Here is a 19,822-nt window from a genome sequence, read left to right on the forward strand (position 1 = left end):
GCTTTTAATGGGCTTTCAATGGGCGTGGCCGCCGAGATAGGCCTCGGCGATGCGCGGGTCGTCCCGCAGCTGGTCGGCCGGGCCGGACAGCACGATCCGTCCGTCCTCTAGAACCGCAGCATGGTCGGCGATGCGCAAGGCGGCGCGGGCGTTCTGTTCGACCAGCAGGATTGATACCCCTTCGGCCCGGATGCGGCCGATCAGGTCGAAGATCTGGGCGACGATCTTCGGCGCCAGCCCCAGCGACGGCTCGTCGAGCAGGAGCAGGCTCGGCCGGCGCATCAGGGCGCGGGCGATGCACAGCATCTGCTGCTCGCCGCCGGACAGCGATCCGGCATTCTGGCGCAGGCGCTCGCTCAGGATCGGGAACATCGCCAGCACGCGGTCCAACTCGCCCAGCCCGACATCGCCGCCGCCCAGCACCAGATTCTCGCGGACATTCATGTTGGAGAAGATCTGCCGCCCTTCCGGCGCCTGCGACAGGCCGAGCTGGACAATTCGGTGGGCCGGCATGTTGGCAATCGGCTGGCCGCGGAAGGTGATGGTCCCCTGTTTCGCCCGGTAGATGCCGGACACCGTGCGCATCAGCGTGGTCTTGCCGACGCCGTTGGAGCCGAGCACGGCGACGATGGCGCCCTCCGGCACATCCAGGCGGACACCGTGCAGGATCTCCTGCGGCCCCATGGCGACATGCAGGTCCGCGATGGAAAGCAGCGGCGCGGTCATTCATCCACCCCAAGATAGGCTTCGAGGACGGCGGCATCGGTGCGGATGGCGTCCGGCGTGCCGTCGGCGATCTTGCGGCCGGAGGCCAGCACCAGGATGCGCTGGCAGATGCCCATGACCAGCGTCATGTCGTGTTCGACCAGCATGATGGTCAGGCCTTGGCCGTGCAGCCGCTTGATGAAGGCGGCGAGATCGCGCGTTTCGGTGTCGTTCAGCCCGGCCGCCGGCTCGTCCAGGATCAGGAAGCGCGGCCGCATGGCGAGCGCGCGGGCGATCTCCAGATATTTGCGCTGGCCGTAGGGCAGGTTGGCCGCCAGTTCCGCCGCCATATGGGTCAGGCCGACCGCCTCCAGCGCTTCCCAGGTGCGGCGGCTGATCTCGGCCGAGCGGTCCCGGCCGCGCCGGTGGAGCGCGCCGAACAGCGCGCCGAACGCCCCCTGCGGCAGCGCGCCGACGGCACCCACCGACACGTTGTCGAAGACCGACATGTTGGGGAAGACGCGCAAATTCTGGAAGGTGCGGCTGATACCCAGCCGCGCCACGTGATTGGGTTTCAGCCCGCTGATGGTCCTGCCGGCGAAGGCGACGGTGCCGCCGGACAGCGGGGTGAAGCCGGAAATCAGGTTGAACAGCGTGGTCTTGCCGGCGCCGTTCGGTCCGATCAGCCCGACCAGTTCGCCCTCGTCCACATGGGCGGTGACGTCGCCGACCGCCTGCACGCCGCCGAAGCGGCGGCTGACGTTGCGGATTTCAAGTAGATGGGTCATCGCCAGCCGATCCCTTCGCCTTTTCCTGTGTTCCGCCACGCGGCACCCAGCTGCCGGCGCACCAGCCGCAGGGCGGAGACCTCGCCCAGCAGGCCCTTCGGCAGCAGCAGGATGGAGAGGAACATCACCAGACCGACCATGATGTTGCGGAAATCGCCCAAGGCCCGCAGCCCCTCCGGCAGCAGGATCATCAGCAGCGCGCCGATGATTGCCCCCGGCAGGCTGCCCAGGCCGCCGACCACCACCATCGCCAGGATCAGGATGGATTCGGAGAATTTGAAATCGCCCGGCGAGATGTAGCCGGTCATGTGCGCCCACAGGCTGCCCGCCACCCCGGCGAAGAAGGCCGACAGGGTGAAGGCCTCCATCTTCAGCCGCACGGTGCTGACGCCCATGGCGTCGGCGCATTGGTCGTCCTCGCGGATCGAGCGCAGGGCGTTGCCGTAATAGGAGTGGCTGAGCCGGCCGATGGCGACGACCGACAGCGTCACCACCGCCGCCACCGTGTAGTAGGCGGCGAGGCGGCCGGACAGGCTGAAGCCGAACAGCTCGAACCCCTTGGAGACGATGATGCCGTTGGGCCCCTTGGTGAAGTCCACCCAGTTCAGCATCACCAGATACAGCATCTGTCCGATGGCGAGCGTCGCCACGGCGAAATAGATGCTGACCAGCCGCATGGTCGGCAGCGCCACCAGGAAGGCGACCAACGCCGCCATCAGACCGGACAGCGGCAGCGTGACGGTGAAGCCCAGCCCAAGCTTTGAGGTCAGCAGGGCCGCGGTGTAGGCGCCGACGCCATAGAAGGCGGCATGCCCCAGATGCAGCAGGCCCGCCACCCCCGTCACCAGATGCATGGACGCCGAGAGCAGGACGAAGATGAGCGCCAGATTGGCGATCTGGTAGAAATAGCCCTTGTCGAAGCCGGCCAGCAGCGCCGGAAGCGCTGCGAAGACCAGCAACAGGATCAGCGCCGGGACCAGCAGCCCCCGGCGCCGGGTCAGGCCATCGGTTGGCACGACAAACTCAGACGCGTTCACGGCGCGCTCCGAACAAACCGTTGGGGAAGAAGATCAGGGTCAGGATCAGGAAGCCGTAGGCCACCATGTCCGACCAGCCCGACGAGACGAAGGTCGTCGCCATGCTTTCGGAAATGCCGAGGATCAGCGCGCAGATCACGGCTCCGGGGATGGAGGACAGGCCGCCCATCACCATGGCGACGAAGGCCTTGATGCCCGGCGTGAAGCCCATGGCGGGGAAGACAGCGCCGTAATAGAGCCCCATCAGGATGCCGGCCGCTGCCCCCATCATCGACCCGACGACGAAGGTGGTGATGATGGTGCGGTCGGTGTCGATGCCCACATATTTGGCGCCGAGCGGGTTGTTCGACACCGCGCGGATCGCCAGCCCGACGCGGGTGCGCGTCAGCAGATATTGCAGGCCGATCAGCATTGCGGCGGCGACGCCGAAGATGATGAAGTCGCCGGTCACCAGGATCACCGGGCCGACGCGCACCGGCGTGTTGATCAGGTAGTCGAAGGGGACGGAACGCATCTGCGATCCGAAGACGATCTCCAGCGCCTCGCGCACCACGATGGACACCGCCAGCGAGGAGAGCAGGGTCGATTCCCGCATCGCCCGCGATTTCAGCGACGCCTCGTCGGTGAAGCGGCGGAACGGCTTGAAGGCGATCCGCTCCAGCGAGAAGCCCGCAAGCGCCCCGATTGCCAGCGCGCCCAGGATCACCGCCACGATGGGCGGCGCCGTGGCCGAGATCAGCACGAGCCCGGCGAAGGCGCCCAGCGTGTAGATCTCGCCATGGGCGAAGTTGACGACGTTCAGCACGCCGAAGATCAGCGTGAAGCCGATTGCCATCAGCGCGTAGGTCATGCCCAGCGACAGGCCGATGGCGAGCTGCTGGAGATAATAGGGATCGAACATGCGGGCTCTGTCGCTGCGAAAAGGGGCGCCGGGAAAGGAGCGCTGGGGATCGTTTGCCGGGGGTTAGAGACTGTGTGGTACTTATTGAAGCACCACACAGTCTCTAAGTTTTTGGTTTTTCGTGTGATTCACGTTCCAAGCGATTCCGCTTGAAACGATCACACTCTAGTCGGCGACCGGAACGAAGGCGCCGCCCTTGACCTCGACCTTCACCAGCTCCTTCTCGGCCTCGCGGTCGGCGCTGAAGCTGGTCTTGCCAGTGACGCCGGGGAAGTCCTTGGTCTGGGCCAGCGCGTCGCGCACATTCTCGCGGGTCGGGTTGGGCGAAGCCTTCTCCACCGCCGCCAGCATGATGCGGACCGCGTCATAGGCCTGGGCCGGGAACTGGCCGGGCACAGCACCGTCGGAGCGCTTCTTCCACTCGTCGACGAAATGCTGGACGTTCGGCGACGGGTCGGTCGGCAGGAAGTTGGAGGTCAGATGCACGCCCTCCGCCGCGCCGCCGGCCAGCTCGATCAGCTTCGGGCTGTAGGCCGCCGAGGTCGAATAGACCGGCGTCTTGATGCCCAGCTGCTGCAGCTGCTTCAGGAACTGCGCGCCGTCCTCGTAGAAGAAGCCGGTGTAGATCGCGTCGGGCTTCGCCCGCTCAAGCTTGCTGATCAGCGACCGGTAGTCCTTCAGGCCGCGGTTGAAGAATTCCGAGAAGGCGACGGTGCCGCCGTTGGCCTTGACCGCGTCGGAAAAGCCGCTGACCACCGACTGGCCCCAGTCGGTCTGCTCCGCGATCACCGCGACGTTCTTGAATCCCTTGGCCGCCATCCATTTGGCGTTGTAGGGGCCTTCCTGCGCCTGGGTGGCGATGTTGCGGAACTGGTACTTGGAAACCTTGGTGTAGTCGGGGTGCGAGGCCGTCTGCGACAGCTGCGGCATGCCGGCCTCCTTGTAGACCTGTGCCGCCGCCATCGACACGCCGGAGGTGAAGTCGCCCAGGACGCCGACGATCTCCTTGTCGTCCACGAACTTGCGGGCGATGTTGGTGCCCTCCTTGGCGTCGGAGCGGCTGTCCTCGAAGACGATCTCGACCTTGAACGGCTTGCCGGCGGCGTTGAACTCGGTCAGCGCGATCTCGGCGGCCTTGCGGAAATCCTGGCCGTACTGCGCGGTGTCGCCGGTCAGCGGCAACTGATAGCCGAGCTTGACCGTGTCGGCGGCGAAGGCCGAACCGGCGATCCCGGCGGCGGCGAGAGTTGTCAGCGTGAGGAGGCGGAACTTCATGGCGATGTCACCCTCTTATTGTCTGTCTTTGCAGGCTTTGCGGCGATGCGCGTCTATTCGGCGGCTTTGGCGCCGGGCAGGACCTTCAGCCGGCAACAGCCCTCGTCGCCCGGTTTCCAGGTTTGGCCCTTGAAGACGAACCCGGCGGACTCGAACAGACCGCCGTCGATGGCGCCGGCCATCTTGCAGAGCAGTTCCAGGTCGGTGTCGGAGCGGCCCTGCGCCTGCCAGGCTTCCTTCAAGGGGCAGCGGTGGAAATGGATTTCCAACGCCTCGCCGTCGCACCGCTTGATCTCCGGCGCGAACATGCTGTCGCGGTTGGGGATGCCGTCGAGGAAGGCATGGCACAGGCCGGTCAGGTCGTCGGGACCGTGGCCCGCAAACTTCACGCCCATCGCCTCGCCGAGGCGGCGGGTCGATTCCTGTCCGACCTCCAGCGCCGTTTCGGTGCCGAAACGCTCGCGCAGCACATCGAACATGTGGGCATAGGACGCCGCGCGCATCGCGTAGGCATTGCGCAGAAGGGTGGGATAGTCGGGGCTGTCGGACATGCTGGCAGTCTCCTCGATCAGACTTCGCGGGCGTCGTTCCAGCGGTATTGCAGGATCTTCAACGGCCCGATGCGTTGCAGCAGGGCATTGAAGGGCAGGGGCGTCGGTGCGGTGAAGGGCAGGGCGAGGTCCTTCGGGTCCTGGCCGATGGCGGCACGGGCCAATTCCCGCCCCAGCGAGACCGACAGCGCCACGCCGCGCCCGTTGCAGCCGGCCCAGGCGAAGCCGTTCGGCCCCAGCCGGTGGACACGGGGGAAGTAATCGGGGGTCATGGCGATGCGGCCATTCCACACATGGTCGAAGCCGACGCCGTTCAGCGCCGGGAACATCCCGGCCAGACGGGCGCCGACGATGCGCTTCAACCGCTCCGCCCCATTCACCGGGTTCAGCAGCGCGCCGCCGGTCACCAGCCGGTTGTCGGCGGTGTAGCGCATGAAACGCAGATCGCCATGGGTGTCCGACATCGCCTGCCGGCCCGGCAGGACGGTTTTGCGGACGTTGTCGCCCAGGGGGGCGGTCGACATCTGCCAGGACAGGACCGGCACGACCTCCGTCCGGATTTCCGGGAAGATGGAGGCGGTATAGCCGTTGGTGCCCAGCACCAGGGAATCGGCGGTCACCATGCCCTGCGGGGTGCGGGCGACCCAGGAGTCGCCGCGGCGCTGCACCGACAAGGCGGGGGAGTTGACGTAGACCGCCGCCCCGGCTGCGACCACCTTGGCGGCGAGCCCGCGCACCAGCGCCAGCGGGTTGATGTGCCCGCCGGTCCGGTTCATCCAGCCGCCGAAATAGGCGTCCGTTCCGAGAATGGCGGAGACGGCGGCGCGGTCGAGCAGTTCGACATCGGCGCCGAACTTGCCCCATTGCGTTGCCCGGCGCTCGGCGATCTTGATGCGGCCCGGCGAATGGACCGGCTGAACCCAGCCGGTCTGTTCCGCAGCGCAGTCGATGCCGAGGCGGCGCACCAGATCGAACAGGGTGGAGGCGCTGTCGCGGATCAGCCCGACCAAGCGCTCCCCGCTCTCCCATCCGAAACGGTCGATGAGGTCGGCAGGGTCGGGACGGGTCAGCGTCGGAATGACCTGCCCGTTGTTGCGGCCAGAGGCACCCCGTCCCAGCTCGGAGGCCTCCAGCACCACCACGCGGCGCCCGGCTTCGGCCGCATGCAGACCGGCGGAAAGCCCGGTGAAGCCGCCGCCGATCACCAGCACGTCGGCCTGCACGCTGTCCTGCAACGCCGGCAGGGCGGGTGGCGGCGGGGCGGTGGCCTCCCACAATGAGTCCGGACGCTGCCAGATGCCGCCCCGGCCTGGAATGTCCTGCGCCTGGCCCGCCGCCTGATGTGCCCCTTGGTTCGTCACGTCGCGCCCGTCCCTGTTCGGCTGAAATCCGCTACGCCCTTATCCCCTTTTGGAGTTAGGGCCATCCGTTTCCCGCCGAACTATGGGACAATGGACACACGTACGCAATTCCCAAGATTTTTCCGCGGAAATTTTTTCATGTCATGCGCCCGGATCGGGAAATCTGGACGCATGTACATGATCTGTATCATTTCGGCAGGACGGTTTCCGCCAGCCGCACCCAATAGCTGGCGCCGATGGGCAGCACTGCATCGTTGAAATCATAATGCGGGCTGTGCAGGTTGCGGCCCTGGTCCGACGGCCCGGCACCAACCCAGACGTAGCAGCCGGGACGCTTTTGCAGCATGAAGGAGAAATCCTCCGCCCCCATGCTGGGCATCGGATCGAGGTCGAGCGCCTCTTCTCCGACCACGCGTGCCGCTGCCCGTCGGGCCAGTTCCGTCTCCGCGGCGCTGTTGGTGGTGGGCGGATAGCGCCGCTCGTAGCGCAGGCTGGCCTCGACTCCGAATCCGGCGGCGATGGCGGTCGCCACCTCGCCCATGCGGCGCTGAACCAGATCCTGAACCTCCGGCCGGAAGGTCCGGACGGTGCCGCGGAGAACGGCGGTGCCGGGCAGGACATTCCACGTATCGCCGGCGTGGAACTGCGTGACGCTGACGACGGCCGAATCGATGGGATGGACGCTGCGGCTGGCGATGGTCTGGAGGGCGGAGACGATCTGGCTGCCGACCATGATCGTGTCGGTCCCCATATGCGGCATGCCGGCATGGGTGCCCTTGCCGGTCAGGCTCAGCTCGAAGATGTCGTAAGCGGCCATCAGCGGGCCGGGGCGCAGCGCGATGCGGCCGACCTCGAGCCCCGGCCAATTGTGCATGCCGAAGACCTTCTCGACGGGGAAGCGGTCGAACAGCCCTTCCTCCACCATCACCCGGCCGCCGCCCTCATTCTCTTCCGCCGGCTGGAAGATGAAGACGATGGTGCCCCGGAACAGGTCGGTATGTTCGGTCAGGTAGCGGGCCGCACCCAGCAGCATGGCGGTGTGCCCGTCATGACCGCAGGCATGCATCCGCCCGGGATTGCGCGAACTGTGCGGAAGGTTGGTTTCCTCGTGAATGTGCAGCGCGTCCATGTCGGCGCGGAAGCCGACCATCGGCCCCTCGCCATTGCGCAGGATCCCGACCAGGCCGGTCTTGGCGAGGCCGCGGTGAACCTCCAGCCCGAAGGAGGCGAGCTTTTCCGCCACGAAGTCGCTGGTCCGCTGCTCCTCGAAGGCGGTTTCCGGATGGGCGTGCAGATCGCGCCGCCAATCCGTCATGTCCGCGGTCAACCCGTCGAGCCCCGTCACCATCCCGTCCATCGTCTTGTCCTTATGTTCCAGCAAATCTCTGGGACAATCCTGCCGAAATTATACCGGATCCGAAACGGCCTATTTCGCCGGTGGGCACACACGTCATCGCATGGCACTGGCGGGGTGTCCGGTTGCGGGGGACCGGAGAAGCGTCGTTGTTCCAAACATCTCTAGTGACGTTTAAAACATCATGATGTATGTTTCAGATAGCGACTTGCATGTATCAGCGGGGTATGCGTGATGATCACGGCATCGCAGCTGCGCGCCGCCCGGGCGCTGCTTGGAATCGATCAGAAGACGCTGGCCGAACTGGCCGGCCTCTCCGTTCCGACCATCCAGCGTATGGAAGCCAGCGACGGAAACGTGCGCGGCGTGGTGGAGAGCCTGACCAAGGTGGTGGAGGCGCTCGACCTCGCCGGAATCGAGCTGATCGGCGACAACGCGCAGAGCGTCACCGGCGGCCGCGGTGTCCGTCTGAAGACACCGGCACCCAGGTCCTGAAACCCTGACGCCAAATCCTGGCGCCAAACCCTGACGCCCACACCATCGACCGCGCGACGGCGACCGCCGACCTGATGCCGACGATCCCGCCGCCTTATTCCAGAAGGCCGCCGGACAGATGACAGCACCGATTTCCCATCAACCGAGCTTTGCCGAACTGTTCACGCCAAAGCTCGTCACCATCCTGCGCGAGGGTTACGGGCTCGCAAACCTCCGCGCCGACGCCATCGCCGGACTGACGGTGGCCATCGTGGCGTTGCCGCTGTCGATGGCGATTGCCATCGCCTCGGGTGCCTCCCCGGCACAAGGGCTCTACACCGCGATCTTCGGCGGCTTCGTCGTTTCCGCCCTGGGCGGCAGCCGGTTCCAGATCGGCGGGCCTGCCGGCGCCTTCATCGTGCTGGTCGCCGCCACGGTGCAGGCGCATGGCATGGACGGGCTGATCCTCGCCACACTGCTGTCCGGTCTGATGCTGGCGGCCATCGGCCTTCTGCAACTGGGCACCTACATCAAATTCATGCCCTACCCGGTGACGGTCGGCTTCACCGCCGGCATCGCCGTCATCATCTTCGCCAGCCAGATCAAGGATCTTCTCGGCCTGACCCTGAGCGGGCCGGAGCCGGGGCCCCTCCTTGAAAAGCTGCCGGTGCTGTGGTCGGGCCTGCCGACGGCCGATCCGGCGTCGGTCGCGCTGGCGCTGGCGTCCATCGGCATCATCGTCGGGTTGAAGGCGGTGCGGCCCCATTGGCCGGGGATGTTGATCGCGGTCGCCGGCAGCGCCGTGGTGACCGCCGCCCTCGGCCTCGACGTGGCGACCATCGGCACCAAGTTCGGCGGCATTCCGTCGGGCCTGCCGATGCCGGCACTGCCGGCAATCACGCTGGAAAAGGTTCAGGCGGTTTTGCCGAGTGCCATCTCCTTCGCGCTGCTCGGTTCCATCGAATCGCTGCTTTCGGCCGTGGTGGCCGACGGCATGACCGGACGCCGCCACCGGTCCAACTGCGAACTGGTCGGGCAGGGCGTCGCCAACATCGCGTCGGGCCTGTTCGGCGGCATCTGTGTCACCGGCACCATCGCCCGCACGGCGACCAACGTGCGCGCCGGCGCCCATGGGCCGGTCGCCGGCATGCTGCACGCCGTTTTCCTGCTGGTCTTCATCCTGGTCGCGGCACCGCTCGCCAGCTTCATTCCGCTCGCCAGCCTTGCCGGCGTCCTTGCCGTCGTGTCCTGGAACATGGTGGAGAAGCCGGCCATCGTCGCCCTCCTGCGCGCCTCGCGCGGCGATGCCGCGGTGCTGCTGACCACCTTCCTGCTGACGATCTTCACCGGCCTGACCGAAGCCATCGTCATCGGCTTCGCGCTCGGCTCGGTGCTCTTTATCCACCGCATGTCGACGATCACCGCCATCGAAAGCCAGACGCCCTTCGTTGCCGAGGACAGCGCCGACGGCGCCCTGGTCGCCCGCAAGCCCTACGATCAGGGCGCCGCCGATCCCGAGGTGGTGATCTACCGGATCTCGGGCGTGTTCTTCTTCGGGGCGGCGGCGTCCATCGGGTCGGTGCTCGACCGCATCGCCGACACCCACCGGGTTCTGATCGTCGATTTCAGCGCCGTGCCGTTTCTCGATTCGACCGCGGCCAACACCATCGAGGGGCTGGCGCACAAGGCGGCGCGGCGCGGCGTGAAGCTGATCCTGACCGGGACCAGCCACACATCGCGGCAGGCTCTGTTCAGCCATGGGCTGAAACCGCCCCTGGTCAGCTATGAGCGGACCATCGACGTCGCCCTGCACAAGCTGCGGCGGGACGAGGCCGCGTCAAATGCCGGGGATGGAGCCGTGCCGCAGGACGCCGTGTAGCGGCGCCGGGCGATCCCGGTTACCCCAGCAGCGCCGCCACCTCCGCCAGCGTCGGGGCGGAGTCCGCAGCACCGGCGCGGGTGGTGGCGAGCGCTCCGCAGGCGGCGGCGAAGCGCACCGCACCAGCCAGATCGTCGCCGCGGGCCAGCGCGAAGGCGAGCCCGCCGTTGAAGCAGTCGCCGGCCGCGACGGTGTCGACCGCCGTCACCGGGAAGGGCGGGAGGAAGCCCTGCTGCCCCAGGCCGCGGAAATAGACGCCCTTGGCGCCCATCTTGACGATGGCGATGGACAGGCCGCGCTCGGCCAGCCGCTCTGCCGCCGCCGCGGCCTCGTCCGGGGTGGTCGGCCGCAGCCCGACCAGGGATTCGGTCTCCGTTTCGTTCGGGGTCATGGCATCGACGGCGCGGAAGACATCAGCGGCCAGCCCGTCATGCGGGGCCGGAGCCGGGTCCAGGATGATGCGGCCGCCGCCGGCCCGCACCGCGGTCGCCGCAGCCAGACCGGCGGCGAGCGGGATTTCCAGCTGAAGCAGCAGCACGGACGCCTCGGCGAACAGCGGGGCGGCCTGGGCCACGTCCTGCTCGCTCACCGCCATGTTGGCGCCGCCAATCACGGTGATGCAGTTCTCGCCGGAGGATTCTACACCGATCACCGCGATTCCCGTCGGGTGGGCCGGGTCGTTGGACAGGTGACCGGTCCGCACGCCGAAGCCGGCCAGCCGGCTGCGCGCCATCTCGCCGAAGGCATCGCCGCCGGTCCGCCCGACCATCTCGACCGATCCGCCCAGGCGGGCGGCGGCGGCAGCTTGGTTGGCGCCCTTGCCGCCCAGCCCCATGGCATAGCTGCTGCCATGCACGGTCTCGCCCGGACGGGGAAGCCGGTCGGAATAGGCGCAGACGTCGATGTTGACGCTGCCGAAGACGACGATAGGGCGATTGGAAGTCATGAAAGCCTCGCACAGGGCCAGCCGACCGAGGCGCGGAGCACGAGGTCGGGCGGCAGGGACAACAGGTCGGGCAGGGGCCGGCCATCTTCGAGATGGTCGATCAGCAGTTCCGCCGCGCGGGCGCCCAGCAGGCCCGCGGATTGGCGGATGGTGGACAAGGGCGGGGTGAGGTAGGCAGCCAGTTCGATGTCGTCGTAGCCCAACACCGATAGGCGGTCCGGCACGGCCAGCCCACGCTCCGCCGCGGCGCGCAGCACGCCGGCCGCCATCAGGTCGTTGAAGGCGAAGACCGCCTCCGGCGGCTCCCCCCCGTCGAGAAGCGATGCCGCCGCCGTGTAACCGCCGGCGATGGTCAGGTCGGCCTCGCGCAGCAGCCCGGGCTCCAAAGTCAGGCCGGCTTTGCCCAACTCCTCGACGAGGCCGGCCAGCCGGGCGCGGGAGCGCGGATGGCGCCCCGGGCCGGTGATGCAGGCGATGCGGCGGAACCCTCGGTCCGCCAGCAGCCGTGCCGCCAGCCGTCCGCCCATCACCGAATCGTCGGTCACCGTGCAGGCGCCCGGATGCGGATCGGTGTCGAGCAGCAGCAGCGGCAGGTCGGGTGCGCGCGCCTGCACATTGTCGAGAAAGCCGGGATCGGCATTGCTGGTCAGCACCGCAAGCCCGTCGATCCGCCGGTTGTGCAGGGCCTCGAAGGCGCGGAGCTGCTTGTCCGGCTCATTGTCGGTGTTGCACAGGATCAGGCTGTAGCCGCGGTCGGAACTGACCGTCTCCAGCCCGTGGATCACATGGGCGAAGAAGGGGTTGGAGCTGGCGGTGACAATCATCCCGAGCGTGCGGGTGCGGTTGCCTTTCAGCGCCCGCGCGATGCCGTTCGGCGTGTAGCCCAGCCGGTCGATGGCGGCGCGCACCAGCTGTTCTGTTTCCGGCGCCACGAAGCGGGTGGCGTTGATGACGTGGGAGACGGTGCTCATCGACACGCCGGCCTCGCGGGCCACATCCCTGATCGTCACCATGCCGCCGCTCTCCTCAACACGTTCCGCCCCCGCCGGCGCAAGCCCCCTTGGCCGCGCCGGCAGGGGTGGGTCCGTGCTTTACTTCGTCACCATCTTCAACTCAACCGGCGTGAAGGCCGGGACCTTCTCGCCCTTCAGGACCTTGTCGGCGGTCTCGACACCCTTCTCGCCGATCAGGCCGGCCTGCTGGGCGACCGTCGCCGTCAGGGTGCCGGCATTGACCGCCGCGACGCCCTCGTCGGTGCCGTCGAAGCCGACCACCGGGATCTTGCGGCCGGACGCCTGGATCGCCTTGGCGGCACCCAGCGCCATCTCGTCGTTATGGGCGAACACCACGTCGATCTTCTGCTGGGCCTGGAGGATGTTCTCCATGACGTTCAGCGCCTTGGTGCGGTCGAAGTCGGCCGGCTGGCTCGCCACCACCTTCAGGCCGCTGGCCTTGTCCACCGCCTCGTGGAAGCCCTTGCCGCGGTCGCGGGCGGCCGACGCGCCCGGCAGGCCCTGCAGCTCGACGACGGCGCCCTGGCCCTTCAGCATGTCGACCACCAGCTGGCCGGCCATCCGGCCGCCGGCAACGTTGTCCGACGCGATGTGCGACGCGACCTCGCCGCCATTGGCCGAGCGGTCGAGCGTCACCACCGGAATCTTGGCGCGGTTGGCCGAACGGACCGCCGAGCGGACGGCGTCGGAGTCGGTTGGATTCACCAGCAGAAGCTTGACCTTCTTGTTCACCACGTCCTCGACATTGGCCAGTTCCTTGGCCGGGTCGTTCTGGGAATCGAGGACCAGCAGATTATAGCCCAGCGCCTTGGCCTTGGTTTCCGCCCCGTTCTTCAGCGTGACGAAGAACGGGTTGTTGAGGGTCGAGACGACCAGGGCGATGGTATCGGCCGCCTGCGCGTTGGCCGAGGCGAGCAGGGCGGTGGCGGCGACGGTGGCCGCGGTCAGAAGCTTACGCATGGTTGGATTCCTTCCTCATCGTTCTTGTTCGTCTGGTTGGGGCAAGCAACAGGTACAGGAGGGCCGATCCGGTTAAGCGGTCGCCTTACGACGACTTGCGGCTGTCGGCGAGCACCGCGAGCAGGATGACCGCGCCCTTGGCGATCATCTGGTAATAGGAGGAGACGTCCATCAGGTTCAGCGCGTTGTTCAGCACGCCGATGATGAGGGCGCCGACCAGCGTGCCGAACAGGGTGCCCTTGCCGCCGGACAGGCTGGTGCCGCCGACAACGACGGCGGCGATGGCATCCAGCTCGTAACCGGCACCGGCGGTCGGCTGCGCGCTTTCCAGCCGGGCGGTCAGGATGACGCCGGCCAGCGCCGCCAGCAGGCCCGACAGGGCGTAGATCGTCGTCTTTTCCAGATTGACGCGGATGCCGGACAGCCGTGCCACCACCTCGTTGCCGCCGACCGCATAGGTGTAGCGGCCGAAGCGGGTGCGGGTCAGGATAAGGCCGCAGACGGCGAAGACCGCCGCCGCCACGACCACCGGCACCGGAATGCCGAGCAGATATCCGCCGCCGACGCTCCAGAACGCATCGGCCGCCGCACCGGTTCCGGTGGTGATCGGCCGCCCGTCGGTGAAGACCAGCGTGGCGCCGCGCAGCATCGTCATGGCGACCAGCGTCGCGACGAAGGGCTGCACGCCGCCGGTGCCGATGACGATTCCGTTGACGGCGCCCAGACCGGCACCCAGCAGCAGGCTGAGCGGGATCGCCAGCCAGATCGACAGGTCCCCCGCCACCAGCCAGGCGCAGACGGCGCCGCAGAAGGCCAGCACCGATCCGACCGACAGGTCGATGCCGCCGGACAGGATGACGTAGGTCATGCCCACCGCGATCACCGCGTTGATCGAGGTCTGCCGCAGGATGTTCAGCAGATTGTCGACGGTCATGAAGCTGGGGCTCATGACCGCGACGGCGGCCATCAGCACGATCAGGCCGACCAGCGGCTTGTTGCGGGACAGGAAGCGTTTCAGCGTGGTCATCGTCGTCTCTCTTCCTGCCCGTCAGCCGATCGCGCAGGCCATGATCTTTTCCTGGGTCGCCTCGTCCCGGCCAAAGCGGCCGGTGATCCGCCCGCCCGCCATCACGAGGATGCGGTCCGACAGGCCCAGCAGTTCCGGCATGTCCGAGGACATCAGCAGGATGCACAGGCCCTTGGCCTTCAGATCGTTGATCAGGCCGTAGATCTCGCGCCGTGCGCCGACATCGACGCCGCGCGTCGGCTCGTCCAGGATCACGACCTTGGGCGACAGCATCAGCGCCTTGGCCAGCGAGATCTTCTGCTGGTTGCCGCCGGACAGCGTCCGCACCTCCGCCCCGATGCCGTGCGCCTTGACGGCGAAGGCGGCCATGAAGCGGCCGACGGCCGTCCGCTCGTCGGCTTGCCGGACGACACCGCCGGGGCCGCAAAGCTGTGTCAGTGCCGCCAGCGACATGTTGGTGCGGATCGAATGGCCCTGGATCAGCCCCTCGGCCTTTCGGTCTTCGGGCACATAGGCGATGCCGGCGGCGACGCCGTCGCGGGGATGGCGCAGCCGGACCTCGGTTCCATCGACCCGGACGCTGCCGGCGCGCAGCCGGCTGGCGCCGAAGATCGCCTTGCCCAGTTCGGTGCGCCCGGCACCCATCAGCCCGGCAAATCCCAGAATCTCACCACCGGCGGCACTGAAGCTGACATTGTTCACGCCATCGGCGCTCAATCCCTCCACCGTCAGCCGCTCGGCCCCGGCAGGGCAGGACAGATAGGGATACTGGTCGGTGATCGAGCGGCCGACCATATGGCGGATCAGCGCCGCCTCGTCGAGATCGGCGACCGCCCCGCGATGGACCATGTGGCCGTCGCGCAGGACCGTGACGCTGTCGCACAGCGCGAAAATCTCGCCCAGCCGGTGCGAGATGTAGACGATGCCCTTGCCGTCGGCCTTCAGGCCGCGGATCACCTCGAACAGGACGGCGGTCTCGATGTCGGTCAGCGCGTCGGTCGGCTCGTCCATGACGATCAGTTCGGCGTTCAGCGACAGGGCGCGGGCGATCTCGACCATCTGCTGCTGGCCGACGCTGAGGCTTCCGACCGGACAGTCCGGGTCGATGGTCTGGCGCAGCCGCTCCAGCAGGGCCTTGGCTTCGCGCCGCATGCGGCCGCGGTCGATCAGGCCCAGCCTGTTGCGCGGCTCGCGTCCCAGCCAGATGTTGTCGGCCACCGACAGGTGGGGCAGCAGGTTCAGTTCCTGATGGATCATCGCGATGCCGGCGTCGATGGCCTGCCGCGGGGCGGTGAAGCGCACCGGCTGGCCGCGGAACATCATCGCACTGGAGCTATCCGGTTGGACGATGCCGGTGACGATCCGCATCAGCGTCGATTTGCCGGCGCCATTCTCACCGATCAGGGCCATGACCTCGCCGGGGCGCAGGCGGAAATCCACCCCGTCCAGCACCGTCACGCCGTTGAAGCCTTTGCCGACCCCCTGGAGGTCGAGCAGGAATCCGGATCGGGAATCCATCACGCCCCCTGCGGTCAGAAGGTTACGCCGGAATAGAGAAGGATGTTGGCGTAGGGGCTGCATTCGCCCGTGCGCACGACGGCGGCGGAGGACACGGTCAGCCGTTTGAACTCCTCATGCGTGACTTCCTCCACCGCGATCTGCCGGCCCTGCGCCGCGGCCATGCGGTCCAGCCGGACGGACAGCTGTGCGCGCAGGGACGGGTTGGAGATGGTCATCTCGCCCGCGATCACCACGCGCTCCACCATCATCTCGTCGGCCACCGCGTCGAGGATCTCGAGGAAGGACGGCAGGCCCGGCGTCACCGCGAGGTCGATCCGTTCCGGCCCGGCCGGAATCGGCAACCCCGCATCGGCGATGGCCAACGCCTGCGTATGGCCAAGCGAGGCAATCGCGTGGCTGAGCGGGGCATTGAGAAGGCCAATCCGTTTCATCGCAAAGCGGCTCCAACTGGGCGGGACAGGCGGACGCTAGCGCCATCGAAACGTTTGCGCAAACGTTTGCGTTGCTGCGCCGCACCAATTCCGCGCGCTTTCGCCGACGGCGCGATGCTGCGCCGCCGGTCTGGGGCAAGAAGAAACGTCGGTCTTCAGTGACTTATGCGCCGGGCCTGCCTGCGCTTGTCCGGCCGCCGCTCAGACGGCGTAGGTGCCGTCGAACAGGTCGCCGAGGGCGAAGCGGGTGAGGGCCCGCAGCCGCGCCACCCGCCGATGTTCCTCGCGGCCGGTCACGAGGTGGCAGCGGCGGCAGAGCCGGTGACTTTGCTCAGCGGCCATCCTTGCCGCTGCCGACTGACGGTAGAGACCGACAACGGCACGCGAGTGACGCAGACGGGCGTAATCGACGACATCCGGCCAGGACGCCTGGTCGCCGTTGGCGTCGATCCACCCGTTGTCGGGCGACAGCCAACGGCCGTCGGGCAGGCAACGAAGCATCTGCCCATGTGGCCGACCGCAATGTTCACAGTGGAGATCGATGGACGGGCTGGAGGTGTCAGCGCTGTTGACCATGGGATCGAAGACCGTGGATGGCGGGACCGGACTCGATTCTAGCGAAGCTTCGGGCCTGTGGGAATCCCCTCCGTGCTGGCCGGGACGTCCTTGATCGGAACCTCCGTCTGGAACACCCGCTTGTCGAAATCGTCGATCAGCACCTCAAGACGCAACGACCACTGACCGGCGAGCGGCAGAGTCGTGTCGTCGGCTCCGAAGAAGCCGGGGCCGAAATTCGTCAGGGCATGCCGCAGCGGAGCCACGCCCGCCGAAGGAAGCTCCCAGTTCATCGTCACCTCACGGGCGGCAACCGGTTTGCCATCCTCGTTCTGCAGGTGGAGCCGGACGCCGTTGCGCCCAGGCATGGCCGGTCCGACGTCGATAAGGGCGATGAGACCGCCTTTCACCGCGACGCCGGAAAAGCCTGCCGGCGGCGTCTCCTCGCTTGCATGGAATGCGCGCGGCGGCGGCGTCAGGGCGAACGCCGCTGTCAGCAGCAGGGCGGTGGCTGCCGCCGCCATCTCCAGGCCGATGCTCCGGCGTAGGGACATGAGGGCGTGCTCGCCACTCCGGTCACCATTCCGGTCCAGGGCCGGGGTCAGGACTTGCCGGTTCCGTGCCGCCAGCCCGAGCAGCAGCAGGACCGCGAGCATCTTGCCCAGCCACACCCAGCCATAGCCGCTGCGCAGCACGGCCTGAACCGACTGGAGTTGGATCGCGGACAGGACCATGCCGGCTCCGGCCAGAACGGCCACGGCACCGATGGCGATGCGCGAGAAGCGGCGGGTCAGCCTTGCCGCCTCGGCCGGCGATTCCAGGCGCAGCGCCATGGACAATGGCCAGAAGGCGCCGACCCAGAAGGCCGCCATCAGCCCGTGCAGGCCGACGAGCGGCGCGCTCAGCCAGCGGGGGGAAGCCGTGGCAGCATGGCCGGTGGCGGCCAGCGAGGCGGCCCCCAGCAATGCCCCCGCCGCCAGCAGCAACGGTCCCATCGCAGAGCGGGCCTCTACGGCCAAGCCGCAAGCCGAGCAGAGCAGGGCCAGCAGAGCGATGCCGGCGCTGAGCCCGACGCTGGTCCCCGCCCCGGTGGTCCAGGGGGCCCCTGTCGCCAGGACGGTAAGCGGCTGACCGGTCAGAGCCGCCCCGGTCACCCCCACCAGCAGCGCCGCCGACAGGCCGGCCATCAGCAGCAGCAGGCAGAGAACCGGTTTCAGGCGGTCGTTGAGCGGTGCCCAGCGCCCGGTCACCAGCACGAGGAACAGGCCGCCCCCGGTCCCGGCCAGCAGGGCGGCATAGTGCATCGCCCGCAGCAGCACTCCGGCGAACGGGGCAGCTTGGGATGAATTGTCCACCGGAGGCGTGCCGGTCGTCGGTGTCGGCGTCGCACCGATCCCGAACGTGAATGAGCCGGCGACGGGATGGCCGTCCGCGGAGGTGACACGATAGCTGGCGACGTACAGGCCTTTCGGCAGCTCCGGCGGCAGGGCGAGGCGGACGCGGTTGTTTTCCGCCAGCGCACCCTGCGGATCGGCCATGTCCCGCCCCTGTCCGTCAAGCAGCTGGATGCGGACGGGAGTGACGGGTTCGTTGAACTCCAGCGACAGGGCTGTCGGTGCGGCCTCAAGGCTGGCGCCGTCGGCCGGCACGGACTCCATCAGGACGGCATGGGCCCAGCCGGTGCGCGGCAGGGCGGCGAGGAACAGCATGGCGAGGAAGAGGGCGGACAGACCCGTAAGCCTGCGACGCGGGCTGGGACGCATGGGGATGCCTCGCTATCGGGAAGGGCGAGGGCCGCGGAAGAGAGGCGGCCAAGGGTCTGCATGCCGTTCAGCCGTCGCGGCAGCCGGCATGCAGCCCGATCTTCCGGCCGATGCCGGGGCGCCGTCAGTGCTGCTTGGGTTCGGTCAGCTTGAGACCCGGTGCCGGCTCGCGATAATCGTCCGCCGGTTTGCCGGCTTCGGGGATCTCGATCCAGCGGTGGGCGCCTTTCTCGCACTCCTGCACCACCGGGATGTAAAGCATGGTGCCTGCGGGCTGCTTGGGCAGCACGACCTGAAAGACGAACTCGTCGTACCACGCGTCGGGCAGGCTGCCGCCGGTCCAGGCGATTTCGGTGACGCCCTGGGTGATGCTGCGGCCGTGCGACTCATAGGGCTGGGCGTAGGGGCCTTCCTTGGTCGCCAGGGTCCAGCCCGGCTTCGGCATCGGCTTGGCCAGAACAGCCCCGTCGGGCAGGCGGACGCGGATGGCCGTAGTCGGCGAGCCGTCGCAGCCGTGGCCGACCTTGAGCACCGCCTTGTAATAGCTGCCGGCCGGCGCTTCGCGGGTTTCCAGCGTGACATGCGCAGCGGCGCTTCCAGCGGACAGGGCAAGGCAAAGGGTCCCGGCGGCGAGCGCCAGGGAAATGATGCGGGTCATGATGCGCTCCTGAACGGAATGATGGTTCGGGGACAGTCCGGTGACGACGGGGGAACAGGCCGTCACGCCGGCGGAGCGCGGGGATTGAGACAGGTCAGGAAATGGTCGTCCGGGCGAATGCCGGCGGCAACCGGTGCGGCGACCGGCATGCGATGGACGGCCTGCGGCCGGACCATCGCAGAACCGGGGAGCAGGCCATGGGTGCCGAGCGCAAGGCAGAAAGCGCAAAGGCTGTCATGATCCATGACGGGATGGCCGGACCCGTCGTGGGTTCCGCCGCCATGGTCTCCGCCAGCCAGCCCTTCACTGTCCTGCACATCGGACGGGGTGGTGCCGCAATGGTCGGCCGCCGTCGGGGCGGTCAGGAACCCGGCGGGCAATCCCGACTGTGCCCGTGCCGCCATCGCCAGATCGGGAACCGCCACCTGGATCAGCAGAGCCAGGACGGCAAGCCAGCCAACCAGCGCGCGGCGCAGCCCGACCGTGCCGGCGGGAGCGCCGGTCCGGAGGGTTGCAAGCGTGTTGCGCGCGGTCTGGCGGCGGGCCATACGGGGGAGCCGGCGGTTGCGGAAAGCCGCGACCAACCTTCACGCGCAGCCTTGTCCAGTCAAGCCATTCGGCGG

General features: G+C 67.9%; 20 protein-coding genes. 2 read left to right on the forward strand and 18 right to left on the reverse strand.

The genetic code is table 11. The features are described 5' to 3' along the window. Positions 1-15: 15 nt before the first annotated feature. The 8 genes from ACWPN8_RS18120 to ACWPN8_RS18155 all read right to left on the reverse strand — a co-directional run bounded on the left by ACWPN8_RS18120 (position 16) and on the right by ACWPN8_RS18155 (position 7,966). Positions 16-726, reverse strand: a complete 711-nt coding sequence (locus tag ACWPN8_RS18120) for an ABC transporter ATP-binding protein (RefSeq protein WP_109050966.1) — start codon at positions 724-726, stop codon at positions 16-18. Beyond that, on the reverse strand, positions 723-1,493 hold the full coding sequence (locus tag ACWPN8_RS18125; protein WP_492241705.1) for an ABC transporter ATP-binding protein: 771 nt from the start codon (positions 1,491-1,493) through the stop codon (positions 723-725). The genes ACWPN8_RS18120 and ACWPN8_RS18125 overlap by 4 nt, the downstream gene beginning before the upstream one ends. Further along, the gene (locus ACWPN8_RS18130; RefSeq protein ID WP_492241706.1) at positions 1,490-2,509 is read right to left on the reverse strand and encodes a branched-chain amino acid ABC transporter permease; all 1,020 of its coding nucleotides are present in this window, start codon (positions 2,507-2,509) and stop codon (positions 1,490-1,492) included. Before ACWPN8_RS18130 ends, ACWPN8_RS18125 begins: the two co-directional genes overlap by 4 nt. 7 nt (positions 2,510-2,516) lie before the next feature. After that, positions 2,517-3,431: a branched-chain amino acid ABC transporter permease gene (locus tag ACWPN8_RS18135; protein ID WP_109448152.1), complete on the reverse strand. Its 915-nt coding sequence runs from the start codon at positions 3,429-3,431 to the stop codon at positions 2,517-2,519. Between the two features lie 165 nt (positions 3,432-3,596). Further along, entirely contained in the window at positions 3,597-4,706 is a 1,110-nt protein-coding gene (locus tag ACWPN8_RS18140) for an ABC transporter substrate-binding protein (RefSeq protein ID WP_492241707.1), read from the reverse strand. A 53-nt stretch (positions 4,707-4,759) separates the two neighbouring features. Then, positions 4,760-5,257 carry an L-2-amino-thiazoline-4-carboxylic acid hydrolase gene (locus tag ACWPN8_RS18145; RefSeq protein ID WP_109448148.1) on the reverse strand — a complete coding sequence of 166 codons (498 nt, stop codon included), beginning with the start codon at positions 5,255-5,257 and terminating at the stop codon, positions 4,760-4,762. A 17-nt stretch (positions 5,258-5,274) separates the two neighbouring features. Further along, positions 5,275-6,618, reverse strand: a complete 1,344-nt coding sequence (locus tag ACWPN8_RS18150) for an NAD(P)/FAD-dependent oxidoreductase (protein WP_492241708.1) — start codon at positions 6,616-6,618, stop codon at positions 5,275-5,277. A 187-nt stretch (positions 6,619-6,805) separates the two neighbouring features. Continuing rightward, on the reverse strand, positions 6,806-7,966 hold the full coding sequence (locus ACWPN8_RS18155; RefSeq protein WP_492242098.1) for a M20 aminoacylase family protein: 1,161 nt from the start codon (positions 7,964-7,966) through the stop codon (positions 6,806-6,808). 240 nt (positions 7,967-8,206) lie between these two features. Here ACWPN8_RS18155 and ACWPN8_RS18160 point away from each other — a divergent pair, with 240 nt between their 5' ends. Next, positions 8,207-8,467 carry a helix-turn-helix domain-containing protein gene (locus ACWPN8_RS18160; protein ID WP_109448146.1) on the forward strand — a complete coding sequence of 87 codons (261 nt, stop codon included), beginning with the start codon at positions 8,207-8,209 and terminating at the stop codon, positions 8,465-8,467. Between the two features lie 118 nt (positions 8,468-8,585). Next, on the forward strand, positions 8,586-10,325 hold the full coding sequence (locus ACWPN8_RS18165; protein ID WP_492241709.1) for a SulP family inorganic anion transporter: 1,740 nt from the start codon (positions 8,586-8,588) through the stop codon (positions 10,323-10,325). 19 nt (positions 10,326-10,344) lie between these two features. Here ACWPN8_RS18165 and rbsK read toward each other — a convergent pair whose 3' ends face one another. The 10 genes from rbsK to ACWPN8_RS18215 all read right to left on the reverse strand — a co-directional run bounded on the left by rbsK (position 10,345) and on the right by ACWPN8_RS18215 (position 19,747). Next, positions 10,345-11,271, reverse strand: coding sequence for a ribokinase (gene rbsK / locus ACWPN8_RS18170; RefSeq protein WP_492241710.1), 927 nt, complete (start codon positions 11,269-11,271; stop codon positions 10,345-10,347). After that, positions 11,268-12,284: a LacI family DNA-binding transcriptional regulator gene (locus tag ACWPN8_RS18175; protein ID WP_492241711.1), complete on the reverse strand. Its 1,017-nt coding sequence runs from the start codon at positions 12,282-12,284 to the stop codon at positions 11,268-11,270. Before ACWPN8_RS18175 ends, rbsK begins: the two co-directional genes overlap by 4 nt. A 78-nt stretch (positions 12,285-12,362) precedes the next feature. Then, entirely contained in the window at positions 12,363-13,244 is an 882-nt protein-coding gene (gene rbsB, locus ACWPN8_RS18180; RefSeq protein WP_098736467.1) for a ribose ABC transporter substrate-binding protein RbsB, read from the reverse strand. 85 nt (positions 13,245-13,329) lie between these two features. Beyond that, the gene (rbsC, locus tag ACWPN8_RS18185) at positions 13,330-14,271 is read right to left on the reverse strand and encodes a ribose ABC transporter permease (RefSeq protein WP_492241712.1); all 942 of its coding nucleotides are present in this window, start codon (positions 14,269-14,271) and stop codon (positions 13,330-13,332) included. A gap of 21 nt (positions 14,272-14,292) precedes the next feature. Then, the gene (locus ACWPN8_RS18190; RefSeq protein WP_492241713.1) at positions 14,293-15,789 is read right to left on the reverse strand and encodes a sugar ABC transporter ATP-binding protein; all 1,497 of its coding nucleotides are present in this window, start codon (positions 15,787-15,789) and stop codon (positions 14,293-14,295) included. Between the two features lie 14 nt (positions 15,790-15,803). Beyond that, entirely contained in the window at positions 15,804-16,223 is a 420-nt protein-coding gene (gene rbsD, locus ACWPN8_RS18195; protein WP_492241714.1) for a D-ribose pyranase, read from the reverse strand. 201 nt (positions 16,224-16,424) lie between these two features. Beyond that, entirely contained in the window at positions 16,425-16,724 is a 300-nt protein-coding gene (locus ACWPN8_RS18200; RefSeq protein WP_492241715.1) for a hypothetical protein, read from the reverse strand. Positions 16,725-16,837: 113 nt separating this feature from the next. Continuing rightward, the gene (locus ACWPN8_RS18205; RefSeq protein WP_492241716.1) at positions 16,838-18,541 is read right to left on the reverse strand and encodes a copper resistance CopC/CopD family protein; all 1,704 of its coding nucleotides are present in this window, start codon (positions 18,539-18,541) and stop codon (positions 16,838-16,840) included. A 124-nt stretch (positions 18,542-18,665) separates the two neighbouring features. Next, on the reverse strand, positions 18,666-19,199 hold the full coding sequence (locus ACWPN8_RS18210; protein WP_109448128.1) for a YcnI family copper-binding membrane protein: 534 nt from the start codon (positions 19,197-19,199) through the stop codon (positions 18,666-18,668). Between the two features lie 62 nt (positions 19,200-19,261). Beyond that, on the reverse strand, positions 19,262-19,747 hold the full coding sequence (locus ACWPN8_RS18215) for a DUF2946 family protein (RefSeq protein ID WP_109448126.1): 486 nt from the start codon (positions 19,745-19,747) through the stop codon (positions 19,262-19,264). Between the last annotated feature and the right edge of the window lie 75 nt (positions 19,748-19,822).

It is taken from the genome of Azospirillum sp. UENF 112521, from assembly GCF_058780665.1.